The following is a 13,203-nucleotide window of genomic DNA, read 5'->3' on the forward strand; positions in this document are numbered from 1 at the left end:
CGGCCCTGGCTGTCCCATTCACATCCTGACCCTGTTCCCGCCCTGGTCCGAGGCCTGCGGCGTGTCGCTTGGAGTGTCCCATGACCCTGATCTATTCCGAGACGTTTGAAGCCTACACGGGCGGCGGCCTGGCCCCGACCACCCAGGGAACGGCGGCGGGAACCACGCTGAATTCCAACGTCTGGTTCATCCTCGGCATGTCCGACGCCCAGCCGGGCTACGGCGGCACCATCGCGAACGGCGACTACGGCCGCGGCGCCTTCATCGCCAGCACCAACCCGACCGCCGGCGGCCTCTATGCCGGCCCCTCGACCACCGGCAAGGCGCTGATCGTCCAGCCGACCGGCACCGATTTCGAACCCGGCTCGATCACCGCCCGCCTGGCCAACACCAGCGGCGCCAACTGGGCCGGAATCACCGTCGACTTCGACTGGATCTACCGCAACAACGGCGACCGCTCGAACGCCCTGTCCTTCTCCTGGTCGACCGACAACGTCAACTTCACGACGATCTCGGCCGCCAACCTGACGACGCCCGCCACGCTGGACGCCGTGGGCTTCGTCGCCAGCCACCAGACCCTGACCCTCACCGGCGCCAGCGTGGCCGACGGCGGCTACCTCTATATCCGCTGGTCGGGCGCCGTCTCCACCGGCTCGGGCAGCCGTGACGAGTTCGGCATCGACAACCTGGCGGTCAACGTCGCCGACACCGGCGCCTCCGACGTCACCATCAACGACGTCAGCATCGTCGAGGGCGACAACGGCACGCAGCTGCTGACCTTCACGGTCACCCGGACCAGCAACGAAGGCGCCTTCACCATCGACTGGGCGACGGCCGCCGACACCGCCTTCGCTGGCTCCGACTACGTCACCGGCTCCAACACCCTGACCTTCACCCAGGGCGGCGACCTGACCCAGACGGTCAGCGTCACCATCAACGGCGACCTCGACCTCGAGAGCACCGAGCAGTTCTTCGTGAACCTGTCGAACGTCGTGAACACCACCGGCGTGGCCACGGTCACCGACGGCCAGGGCATCGGCACGATCACCAACGACGACTTCCCGCCGACCGTCTCGATCGGCGACGTGACGGTGACCGAGGGAAATTCCGGCACGACGACCCTGACCTTCACGGTCACCCGCACCGATGAGAACACCGAGTTCACCCTCGACTTCAACACCGTGGTCGGCGGTTCGGCGACGGCCGGCGACGACTATGTGACGGTGGCGGGCGGTACGGTCAGCTTCACCAACGGCGGCTCGCTGACCGAGACCGTGACGGTCACGGTCAACGGCGACCTGACTATCGAGCCCGACGAGACGGTCAACGTCGAGATCAGCAACATCCAGAACACGGTCGGCGCGACGGCCATCGCCGATGGCGCGGCGACCGGCACGATCATCAACGACGACACCCTGAAGATCTACGACATCCAGGGCGCCGGCCACGCCTCCAGCTACAACGGCCAGCAGGTGACCACCGTCGGAGTCGTCACCGCCATCGACAAGGACGGCAACGGCTACTGGATCCAGGATCCGACCGGCGACGGCGAACGCAACACCTCCGACGGCATCTTCGTGTTCACCAGCACGCCGGTGGGCGCGGAGATCGTCGTCGGCAACCTGATCCGCGTCTCGGCGACGGTCAGCGAGTTCCTGCCGGGCGGCGCGACCAACCTCAGCCTGACCGAGCTGGTCACCGTCACCAGCACCGTCGTGCTGGCCACCGGCCAGGCCCTGCCGACCGCCGTCATCATTGGCGACACGACCAACGGGGCCGACGTCACCCCGCCGACCGTCCAGCTCGGTTCGACGACCAATGCCTTCGACCCGACCGTCGACGGCGTCGACTTCTGGGAATCGATGGAGGGCATGCTCGTCACGCTGCAGGACGTGCGCACCACCACGCCGTTCAAGTCCCAGTTCGGCGAGGTGGTGGCGACCATGGACGTCGGCGACAACGACAGCGCCAACAGCCGCGGCGGCCTGACGATCAGCGACGAGAGCCCGAACGGCACGCTGCCGGCTGACAAGGTGTTCGACTTCAATCCCGAGCGCATCCAGCTCGACGACGAGGCGCTGGGCGGCTCCATCGGGGCCATCACCAGCACCGGCCAGACGGTGGTCGGCGGCGACGTCACCGGCGTGGTCAGCTACGGCCAGGGCTTCTACGACGTCAACGTCACCCAGGCGGTGACCTTCAACGCCTCGACCCTGGTCAAGGAAACCACGACCATCGAGGAGAACCTCGACCGGCTGACCGTGGCCACCTTCAACGTCCGCAACCTGGCGCCGATCGGCTTCAACGGCGGCGACGGGGTGACCACCCAGACGACCCTGGACAACCTGTCCGACGCCATCACCATCAACCTGAACAGCCCCGACATCATCGGCCTGCAGGAGATGCAGGACTTCAACGGCAACAGCTCGACGGGCGGCTCCGACGCCACCCTGACGATGAGCCAGCTGATCAGCACCATCTTCAACCGCACCGGCATCCAGTATTACGGCATCCTGTCCGACCCCGTGGACGACACCGAAGGCGGCGTCAGCGGCGGCAACATCCAGGTGGCCTTCCTCTACCTGCCGACCGCGGTCACCCCGACGGCCGGCAACAACCTGGTCGAAACCTCGCCGGGCTCGCACATCTACAAGTTCCCGACCGCCGACCGCATCGGTGAGGCGGACGATGCCAACTTCGCCTCCACCCGTTCCTCGATCCCGATCGAGTTCACCCCGGCCGGCTATACCGAGACACAGGGCGGCAGCTTCTGGGTGATCAACAACCACTTCTCGTCGAAGGGCGGGTCGGCGGCGCTGATCGGCGCCAACCTCGACAGTGAGTACTACGCCGAGCCCCTGAACTCGGACTCGGTCAAGCGCGAGAGCCAGGCCCTGGCGGTGAAGACCTTCATCGACGCCATCCTCAGCGACGGCGACGCGCTGAACGACAAGATCATCGCGCTCGGCGACTTCAACGACTTCCAGATCTTCCCGGTCGTCGAGATCATCACCGGCGAGATCGAGCGGCTGGTCGCCGGCACGGGGAACACCCCCAGCACCTTCGTCACCGGCGAACAGGTGCTGAAGGCCCTGATCGAGCTGCTGCCGCCGGAAGAGCGCTACAGCTACAGCTTCGACGGCAACGCCCAGGCGCTGGACAACATCATCGCCAGCCTCGATCTGCTGGTCGGCGCCCAGTACGACATCATCCACATCAACTCGGAATTCTCGACCCAGCTGTCGGACCACGACCCGGGCCTGACCTCCCTGCTGTTCGTGCGCTCGGCGGCCATCGCCACCGAGGGCAATGACGTCTTCACCGCCGCCTCCTACACGGCGGTGTTCGGGGCGACGCGCGGCAGCCTGACCGGCGACGACACCGTCCTGGCGCTGGGCGGCGACGACCTGATCGAGGGCAGCCTCGGGGCCGACACCCTGAACGGCGGCGGCGGTTTCGACACCGTCGACTACACCGGCTCCGACGCGGCGGTGAGTGTCAACCTGACCACCCACACCGCCTCCGGCGGCTGGGCCGACGGCGACACCCTGATCTCTATCGAGAACCTGATCGGCTCGGAGTTCGCCGACTTCCTGACCGGCAGCGCGACGATCAACATCCTTGATGGCGGCCTCGGCGCCGACACCATGGCTGGTGGCGGCAACAACGACACCTACATGGTCGACGATGAGTTCGATTCCCTGACCGAAATCGCCGGACAGGGCACGGATACGGTGATCAGCGCGGTCACCTGGACGCTGGCGGCCAACTTCGAGAACCTGACCCTCAGCGGCGTTGGCGACAACACCGGCAACGGCAACAGCGTCAACAACCGCCTGATCGGCAACAGCGGCAACAACACCCTCGAGGGCTACGGCGGCGTCGACAACATCTCCGGCGGCGGCGGCGATGACCAGCTGCTGGGCGGCGAAGGCAACGACATCCTGGATGGCAACGTCGGGGCCGACTGGATGGAGGGCGGCAACGGCTACGACACCTACTGGGTGGACGATTTCCAGGACATCGTCATCGAGACCGCCACCGGCGGCTTCGACACGGTGAAGTCGACGGCGACCTTCTATGCGATGACGGAGTACGTCGAGACCCTGAACCTCGTCGGGGCCTATGCCCAGGACGCCACCGGCGGCTGGCAGGCCAACACCATCAACGGCAACAACTTCAACAACGTGCTGACCGGCGAGAACGGCAACGACGTCCTCAACGGCAATGCCGGCAATGACAGCCTCGATGGCGGCGAGGACAACGACAAGCTCTACGGCGGCGCGGCGGCCGACGACCTGGTCGGCGGCCTGGGCAATGACCTGCTCGACGGCGGGACTGGCGCCGACGACATGGCCGGCGGGGAGGGCAACGATACCTACTATGTCGACAGCGCCTCCGACACGGTCGCGGAAACGGCGGGCGAAGGCACGCTGGACAAGGTGTTCGTCAGCGCCGCCGCCTTCGCGCTCAGCGCCGACGCCGACATCGAGACCATCCAGGTCACCAACGTTGCGGGCGCGGCCATCACCGGCAGCAGCATCGCCAACAAGATCTACGGCGTTGGCGGCGACGACAGCTTCGACGGCCTGGGTGGCGCCGACTACCTGTCTGGCGGCCTGGGGACCGACACCCTCAACGGGGGTGACGGCAACGACATCATGGATGGCGGGGCCGGCGATGACGTCATGGCCGGCGGGGCGGGGATCGACACCTACTATGTCGACAGCTTCTCCGACAGCGTCACCGAGCTGGCCGACGAGGGGATCGACACCATCCGCACGACGCTCGACGGGTACGGCCTGGGCGCCAACCTCGAGAACCTGATTCTCGCCGGCGTCGGCAACCAGGACGGCGAGGGCAACGCCCTCAACAACACCCTGACCGGCAGTGACGACAGCAACAGCCTGTCCGGCCTGGACGGCAACGACCGGCTGGTCGGCAATGACGGCAGCGACGACCTCTATGGCGGGGCCGGGCTCGATACCCTGCTCGGCGGCGCCGGCGACGACCTGCTGTTCGGCGGCGCGGGCAACGACAAGCTGACCGGCGGCGCCGGCCGCGACTACTTCGACGCCGGCGGCGTCATCGTGGCGCTGACCGTCGGTCAGCCGGTCGAGACCGACAGCATCCTCGACCTGGAAGCCGGCGAGGTGATCGGCCTGAACGCCGTCGAACTGCACTTCCAGGCGTCGTTCAACGGCACCGCCGGCCAGGCCAAGCTGACCTACACGGTGGGGACGAACTCGACGCTGTTCCAGTACGACATCGACGGCGACAACCGCGTCGACTACCAGCTGCGGATCAACGGCGACCAGACGGCCAACACCAGCATCGCGACCGGCCCCGACGACGTCGGCGGCGGCTGGTACCTCTACGCCCCGTAGGTCGCGGTGGCGGTGACTGTCCTCCGGCGCAGCCGGATGATTGTCACCGTCGGCGCTGGACGGTGACAGTCACGCTGCGCGGGACGGTCACCGGACCTACGTCCGCAGCAGTTCCAGGAGCGAGCTGCCCCGCAGGGTGGTGAACACCTGGGCCGAGGCCTGCAAAGCCGTCTGGGCCTGTTCCAGGCGGCTGATGGCCTCGGCCATGTCGACCTCGGCGATGTCGGAGATTTCGCCCTTCAGAAGCGTGGCGCGGTCCTCGTGCTGGGCCAGGCTGTTGTCGACCCGCACCTGGTTGGCGCCGTTCAGGGCGGCGCTGTCGGTCAACGCCTTGTTGGCGGCGTCGAACTTGGGAAGCATGCCCTCGATGAAGGTCTTCTGGGCCGTGGTCAGCGGCGAGGAGAAGGCGCCGTTGGCCTCGACATAGGCCTGCACCTCCTTGAAGGCCTCGAACAGGTCCGTGCCTTCCTCGTTGGCTAGGAAGCCGCTCTGGATGGTGATGTTGTCGTCCAGCCGGTTGACCGGTTTCAGGGCGTCGTTGAGGAACAGGTCGGAGACGTCGGCGGCGGCGGTCAGGTCCGACAGGCGGCTGGCGTCGACGGGCCGGGTGTTGACCTGGGCCCCGGCGAACAGGAAGCGGCCGCCCTGCTGGGTGTTGAGCGACTCGGCGGCGCGCAGGAAGTGGCCCTGCAGCTCGCCCATGATGGCGTCGCCGCGGTCGGAGGCCAGGGCCTCGGCCAGGGTGGTGCGGGCGCTGTCGGCGGAGTCGGCGGTCTCGCGTAGGGCCAGGTCCTGGGCCTCCAGCCGCGAGACCATCAGCTTGCCCTGATCGAGATAGCCCTCGACCCGGGCCTTGACCGAGTTGGCGGCGATCAGCTGTTCGACCTGCGGGGCGAAGCCGCGCAGGCTGTCGGCGACGCGGCCGCTGGAGACCTGGTTCTGGGCCTCTTCCTGGCTGGCGCCCGCCCGCATCAGGTTGGCGAGGACGACGGAATAGCCGTGACTGGTGGAAATGCGGCTCATGAGCTCACCATGCCGAGGAGGATGTCGTAGAGGTCCTTGCTGGCCTGGATGATCCGGGCCGAGGCGTTGAACGCCTGCTGGTAGGTGGTCATGGCGATCAGCTCCTCATCGAGGTTGACGCCTTCGACCGAGGCCCGCCGCGCCGTCGCCTCCTCGGCGACCGCCTGGGCGCTCTCCTGCCGCGAGCTCGCCGCGTCGGCCCGGCGGCCGATCGAGCCGGCCAGTTCGGCGCCGTAGCGGGTGACGCTCATCGACACGCTGCTGAGCGTGCCGACCGCGTCGAAGCGGGTGTTGGACGACCCCGCCTGGGCCAGCAGAAGCGCGCCGCGCCCGTCACCGGCCGACAGCACCGGGTTGCCGGCCGCCGCCTGGGCGAGGTCCAGTGTGGCCAGGCCCAGCTTGGAGGAGTTGGCGGCGATGTCGCCGCGCAGGGAATAGCGCTCGGCCCGGCCGCCGCGCTGTGTCTCGCCGATGCCGAACAGCTCGGTGATCGAGGGCCCGCCCGTCCCGCGCTCGGTGCCGTCGCTGACCACGGTCATGCCGTAGCCGGCGGCGCCCGGCGCGAAGCTCATCTGCCCATTGGCGTCGAGGCTGAACTGGCCATAGAGGCCGACCCCGGCCGTGCCGTCGTTCAGGGTGTTGAGCAGGTCCTGCATCGTGCCGCCGGCCGGCACGGCGACGGTGATGTCGCGGATGCGGGCGCCTTCGGCGTCGGCGATGCGCAGGGTGATCTCGTCGCCGGCCGTGTAGCCGTGCGGATCGGTGGTCTTCAGGCCGGTCTCGTAGTTGGCGAAGCCGGTGCTGGTGACCAGGTCGTTGAGGCCGAAGAAATGCGAGAAGGACTTGCCGGTCTTGGCCGAGGGCGTGGTGGCGTCCTCGGCGAAGGCCAGGCCGTTGGTCCCGGTCGCCGACAGCCGGAGCGCCCCGTCGGTGAAGCTGGCCGTGCCCATGGCCCCCAGGGCGGTGTTGAGGCTGGTCAGGAAATTGGCCGGGGTGAAGGCGCTGGCCGCGCCGCCGTCGACGCTCATGGTGCCGGCGGTGAAATCGATGTCGATCTGGCGCTGAAGGGCCCCGGCCGACGACACCACCGCCAGCGAGGTCTTGCCGGTGAAGCCGCTGACGGCGGTCGGCAGGTCCAGCCCGGTGTTGCGGCCGTTCATGACGGTGGGCGGCGGTACGCTGGCGGAGGCGTTGTGGGCCCGGTTCAGTTCATCCACCGCCCGCGAGACGAACTCGCCCAGCTCGGCGCTGATGGCCGGCAGGTCGGTATCGCGCAGCTGCAGCAGGCCGGCGATCTCGCCGCTGGTCAGCCGGGCCCGCATCGAGGTCGGGCCCGAGGCGCCGCCCATGGTGACGGTGATCTCGCCGGCCGCGCCCGTCGTGCGCACGAAGGAGAGGCTCGCCGCCCCGCCCTGGCCGGCCAGAGGCAGGCCGTCCGAGGCGCGAATGACGACGCCGCCCTGCTCGCGGGTCTGGACGTTGATGTCGATCAGCGAGCTCAGCTCGTTGATCCGCTGGATCTGCAGGTTCTCCGAGCCGGTCGAGTCGCCGTCCGTCACCTTGCTGCGGGTGACGTCGGCGTTGAGGCCGTCGATCTCCTGCAGGAGCTGGTTGACCCGCTCGACCTTGGCCTGGATGCGGCTGTCGACCTCGTCCTGCAGGCTCTTGATTTGGGTGGAGATGCGGCCCGACTCGGTCAGGAAGTCGCTGATCTGGTTGACCGCCGTGCCGCGCCGCACCGTCGAGTTTGGATCGTCCACCGCGGCGGAGAAGGCCGAGTAGATGTTGTCCAGCCGGGTGAAGAAGCTGGAGCCGGTCGAGGGATCGCCGAATTCCGACTGGGCGCGGTCCAGCAGATCGGCGATGGCGCCGGACGACCCGGCGCTGGCGGCCGCCTTGAGGGAGGCGCTCTGCAGGAACTTGTCGCTGGCCAGCACCACCCGGGCGACGTCGACCCCGACGCCGAGCCCTTGCGAGATGAGCGGTTGCAGGCTGAGCGTCTTGCGGACGTAGCCGGTGGTGTTGACGTTGGCGATGTTGTCCGAGACCGCCCGCAGGCCGGTCTGGGCCGCCATCAGGCCGGTGGTGGCCGAAGACATGATGCTGGTGAGGGACATGGGCCCTTCGCAACTCCTGCCCGGCAAGACCTGACGCTATCCGGCTGTTTCTGCCGGGCGGGGCCATGCCCGCGCGTATAGGGTCCAAACCAAGCTATTGATTTTACTGGGCTTCTTTCTGAAGCGCCGGAAATGGTTGAGCAGACCTGCGCAAGGACGGCGCCAGATGCGCAAACGCTCCGCCGCCGGTCCTTTTCGACCGGGCCAGCCCGGCAAGATTCGCCACAGGTGTTAACGGGAAGAGGCCGGGGTGGCGGGACATAATTCAATAAAAACAACAGTTTGATGTGTTGGCCCGGGGGTTGCTTGGGGAGGTCCGAATGAGCCGGGCGCAGTAGGCGCCGCCAAACTTCCTCCAGCCCTGTTGGGTCCCCACGCGCCATGACCGCGCCTGCCTCCATCCTGACCACCTTCGCCCAGCCGGCGTCCCGGCTGGCGATGGGCGATGCTTCAGGCGCGGCGCTGGGCGGCTTCGAGGCCCTGCTGGCCATGCTGACCCAGTCGCTACAGAGCACGGGCGAGCAGGGGACGACGACCGGCGAGGCGGCTCCGGAGACCACGGCCGAAACGCCGGCCGGCAATGGCGACCTCGCCGCCCTGCTGGGCCAGGCCGGCGCCGCCGCCTGGCTGACCCAGACCTTGGGCCAGACGCCGGCCGCCCAGGCGCCGGTCGGCGAAGACGCGGCCGCCGCGACGCCGGTGACCTGCGCCGTGCCGCAAGCCAAGGGCCCGTTCGCCGGCGATCTCGCCTCGGCCCAGTCCGAGCTGGTTCCGGCCGCGACCGAGACGATCCCGGAGGCATCCGCGCCGACAACGTCCGCTGTGCAGGCCGCCGCCACGGCGCTCGACGCCCTGCTGCGCCAACAGGCGCCCGAAGCCGTCGATCCGGCCATCCTCGAGCGCATGAAGCCGATGCAGGGGCAGACCGCCGCCCAATCGCTGCAGAACCTGCTGCCCAACGCCCAGGACCCGACCGCCGAGGCCCCCACCGCCAAGGCCCCTGTCGAACAGGCCGCCACCGCGCCGGTCTCCACGCCTCCGGCCCCCACCGTGCAGGTCTCGGTCGACCAGACGGTGGAAACCGCCTTCGCCGCCCAGATCCAGGCCGAGGTCAGCGCCCGGCTGACCGCCGACGCCTCGTCGGACGTCACCACCGAGACGGTCGCCGCCCCGGTCGTCGTCGCCCCGCCGGTCGACGCCAAGGCCCCAACGCCGCCGCGCAGGGCCGCGCCGGTCGCTGACGGCAAGGTCGCCAAGGTTGAGAAGGCCGAGGTGGCCAGTGGGCCAGCCCCGGTCGATGTTGCTGAAGCCGCCGCCGTCGAAACGGCCGCTGACGACATCGCCCCGGTCGAACTCGCCGCCCATGAGGTCGAGACGCCGGCCGCCTCGGCTCGCAACAGCGAGACCGCCATCCAGACCCTGGCCGCCCGGCTGGAAACCGTCGCCGCCGGCGCCACGGCGCTGGCCGCCCAGGTGCGCGGCGCGCCGGAGACGGTGGCCAAGCTGGCCGCCGGCATCGTCAGCAAGCTGGAAGGCCAGTCGACCAGGTTCGACCTGCAGCTCGATCCGCATGGCCTCGGCAAGGTCGACGTCAGCGTCGAGATCGCCTCCGACGGCAGGCTGACCGCCCAGCTCGGCTTCGACAGCGCGCTCGGCCTGAGCGAGCTGCGCGGCCGGGTCCAGGAACTGCGCACGGCGCTGGAACAGGCCGGCTTCAGCCTGGCCGAAGGCGCCCTGAGCTTCGATTTCAGCGGCGAGCGCCGCCAGCAGCAGGCCGAAGGCCAGGCCGCGAACACCGATCTGGCCGGCAAGGCCTTCGCCCGGGCGCTCGGCGCGCTCGACGAAGACCTGGCCGCCGCCCCCATCCGCTACCAGGCCCGTCGTGGCCTGGATCTGTTGATTTAGGACGCCTCTCCATGGTCGATTCCGTCTCCTCCGGCACGAATGTCCTCGACAAGATCACCGACAGCCGCACGCGGCTGGCCGACAGCACCGAGACCTTCCTCAGCCTGCTGACCACCCAGCTGAAGAACCAGGACCCGCTGTCGCCGATGGACTCGAGCCAGTTCACGCAACAGATCGTCCAGATGACCGGCGTCGAGCAGCAGCTGCTGACCAACGACCTGCTGGCGGCCCTGGTCGGCATGAGCGACGGCGGCCTGGCCGACTCGGTCAACCTGATCGGCAAGACGGTGACCGCCACCACGGCCGCCTCCAGCCTGAAGGATGGCGAGGCGACCTGGAGCTACAACCTGCCGCGCGCCGCCTCCGAGGTGACGCTCGAGGTCATCGACAGCACCGGCAAGACGGTGGCCAGCAAGGCCCTGACCGGCGTCGGCTCGGGCAACCAGACCTTCGAGTGGGACGGCAAGACCAATCTGGGCACGCAGCTCGCCGACGGCGACTACGGCCTGCGGATCACCGCCACCGACTCGGCCGGCGCCAAGATCACCGCCATCCAGACCCTGACCGGCGTCGCCACGGGCGTGCAGACGGTCGATGGCACCAACATCGTCACGATCGGCAAGACCAAGGTGCCGATCACCGCCGTCACGGCCGTCAGCAACACGATCTGACGAGCCCCTCCAACAAGCGGGGCCAGAACGGCTCCGACGCGGACCTCCGCAAACGCAGCACGCGCCTGATGAAACCCTTTTCGCTTAGGCAAGGATAAGAAACCAATGAGCATCAACAGCGCCATGCTCGCCGGGGTGTCTGGTCTGGTCGCGAACTCGTCGGCTCTGGCCGCGATTTCCGACAACATCTCCAACGTCAACACGGTCGGTTACAAGCGTAGCCAGGCCAATTTCGGGACCATGGTCTCGGGCAACAACCGCACCGCCTCCTACGCGGCCGGCGGCGTTGCCGCCCAGACCCGGGCCTATGTGACCCAGCAGGGCCTGCCGCAGTCCACGTCCAACTCCACGGACCTGGCGATCAGCGGCCAGGGCTTCTTCGTGGTCACCGAGAAGGCCGAGGACCTGCAGGCCAGCGACGCGCGGTCCTTCACCCGCGCCGGCTCCTTCCAGCTCGACAACCTCGGCTACCTGAAGAACGAGGCCGGCCTCTATCTGCAGGGCTGGCTGGTCGACGACGAAGGGGTGATCACCACCGATCCGTCGGACCTGTCGCGGCTGGATTCGATCAACGTCTCCAACGTCGGCGGCGCGGCCGAGCGGACCACCCGCATCGCGCTCAGCGCCAACCTGAAGTCCAGCCAGACCACCTCGGCCGAACTGGCGACCTACAACGCCGCCACCAACTCGATGGCCATGTACGACGCCGACCTGGGCACCGGCGTGAAGCCCGACTTCTCGATCCAGGTGCCGGTCTCCGACTCCAAGGGCGGCAAGCGCACCGTGCAGGTCGACTTCCTCAAGAGCGCCACCCCCAACCAGTGGTACGCCGAGATCCGCGCCGTGCCGGCCAGCGACGTCGTCACCGGGGCCGGCCTGACCAACGGTCAGATCAAGACCGGCATCGTCGCCTTCACCCCCGACGGCCGGATGGACACCGACGCCACCACCCTGCTGGATCCCGATGATCCGGTGCTGAGCTTCGGGGCCTCGGCCGACGCCGCGCCTGGCCCCGGCGAGGTCAACTGGGCCGCGGGCCTGGGTGTCGACAGCCAGGATATCCGCATGGAACTGGCCGGCGGAGCCGGCGGCCTGACGCAGTACGACAGCCAGTCGATCGTCCAGGGCGTCAACACCAACGGCACCGCCTTCGGCAACCTGACCAACATCGAGATCGATGAGGACGGCTTTGTCACCGCCATCTTCGACAACGGCATCAGCCGCCAGATCGCCCAGGTCGCCATCGCCACCTTCGCCAACCCGGACGGCCTGCGCTCCAGCAACGGCAATTCCTACCGGGTGACCCAGGACAGCGGCACCTACAGCCTCAAGGGCGCCGGCACCGGCGGGGCGGGCTCCATCGCCCCCTCGACCCTGGAAGCCTCGACCGTCGATCTCTCCAGCGAATTCACCGGCTTGATCGTGACGCAGCGGGCCTACTCGGCCTCTTCGAAGATCATCACGACGGCGGATCAGATGCTGGAAGAGCTTCTGAGCATCAAGAGATAATTAACCAAGTTCCTAACGTCGGTTAACGCCGGTGTCTCAAGATGAAACAACGCATTAAGACGGGGGCAATCCGTGGTTACTTGCATCTTTACTAGACCGATTCACGGCATGTTATCGCGTGGTCGCTATGGTCTCCCTCAACAGTGATGTCCAAGAGAGGCGTAGAACCATGCTTCAGCAGCAGCAGCAGCGGGTCAACAGCAAGGGTGAGAAGTACGTGATCGGCCCGACCGGCGCGCCCCTGACGCTGTCCGACCTGCCGCCGGCCAACACCGAGCGGTGGGTGATCCGCCGCAAGGCGGAGGTCGTGGCGGCGGTTCGTGGGGGCCTTCTCACCCTCGACGATGCCTGTGACCGGTATCGGCTGACCAACGAGGAATTCCTCAACTGGCAGCAGTCGATCGACCGGCACGGCCTGGCGGGCCTTCGCACGACCCGCCTGCAACAGTATCGCTGAGCCGCTCCGCCCCCCTTATGGCTCGGCGACTTGAGGCGCGGCCGCGCTCCCTGAAGGGGAGGCGCGGCCGTTGCTTTTTTGGCTTCCCCGATGGGGAGGCCCGAGAGGAAGGAAGGGCTGCGGCGCAAGGGCGC

At 68.1% G+C, this 13,203-nt stretch carries 7 protein-coding genes; 5 read left to right on the forward strand and 2 right to left on the reverse strand.

Going from position 1 to position 13,203, the window contains the following annotated elements; all coding sequences use genetic code 11:
• The first annotated feature begins 80 nt into the window (after positions 1-80).
• Entirely contained in the window at positions 81-5,387 is a 5,307-nt protein-coding gene (locus AC1RSK_RS00505) for a DUF8508 domain-containing protein (protein ID WP_492904536.1), read from the forward strand.
• 96 nt (positions 5,388-5,483) lie between these two features.
• On the opposite strand, the gene AC1RSK_RS00510 is transcribed toward AC1RSK_RS00505, so the two are convergent.
• Together AC1RSK_RS00510 and flgK are read right to left on the reverse strand one after the other, a co-directional pair.
• On the reverse strand, positions 5,484-6,410 hold the full coding sequence (locus AC1RSK_RS00510; protein ID WP_492904538.1) for a flagellin: 927 nt from the start codon (positions 6,408-6,410) through the stop codon (positions 5,484-5,486).
• The gene (gene flgK, locus AC1RSK_RS00515; protein ID WP_492904540.1) at positions 6,407-8,527 is read right to left on the reverse strand and encodes a flagellar hook-associated protein FlgK; all 2,121 of its coding nucleotides are present in this window, start codon (positions 8,525-8,527) and stop codon (positions 6,407-6,409) included. Before flgK ends, AC1RSK_RS00510 begins: the two co-directional genes overlap by 4 nt.
• Positions 8,528-8,908: 381 nt before the next feature.
• Between flgK and AC1RSK_RS00520 the strand changes: the two genes are divergently transcribed.
• From AC1RSK_RS00520 to sciP, 4 genes are all read left to right on the forward strand, one after another.
• The gene (locus AC1RSK_RS00520) at positions 8,909-10,432 is read left to right on the forward strand and encodes a flagellar hook-length control protein FliK (protein ID WP_492904542.1); all 1,524 of its coding nucleotides are present in this window, start codon (positions 8,909-8,911) and stop codon (positions 10,430-10,432) included.
• Between the two features lie 11 nt (positions 10,433-10,443).
• On the forward strand, positions 10,444-11,103 hold the full coding sequence (locus AC1RSK_RS00525) for a flagellar hook assembly protein FlgD (RefSeq protein ID WP_492904544.1): 660 nt from the start codon (positions 10,444-10,446) through the stop codon (positions 11,101-11,103).
• A gap of 105 nt (positions 11,104-11,208) precedes the next feature.
• Positions 11,209-12,612, forward strand: coding sequence for a flagellar hook-basal body complex protein (locus AC1RSK_RS00530; protein ID WP_492904546.1), 1,404 nt, complete (start codon positions 11,209-11,211; stop codon positions 12,610-12,612).
• Between the two features lie 169 nt (positions 12,613-12,781).
• Positions 12,782-13,069, forward strand: a complete 288-nt coding sequence (gene sciP / locus AC1RSK_RS00535) for a CtrA inhibitor SciP (RefSeq protein WP_487296700.1) — start codon at positions 12,782-12,784, stop codon at positions 13,067-13,069.
• The last annotated feature ends 134 nt before the right edge of the window (positions 13,070-13,203 follow it).

It is taken from the genome of Caulobacter sp. GW821-FHT11A05, from assembly GCF_058809015.1.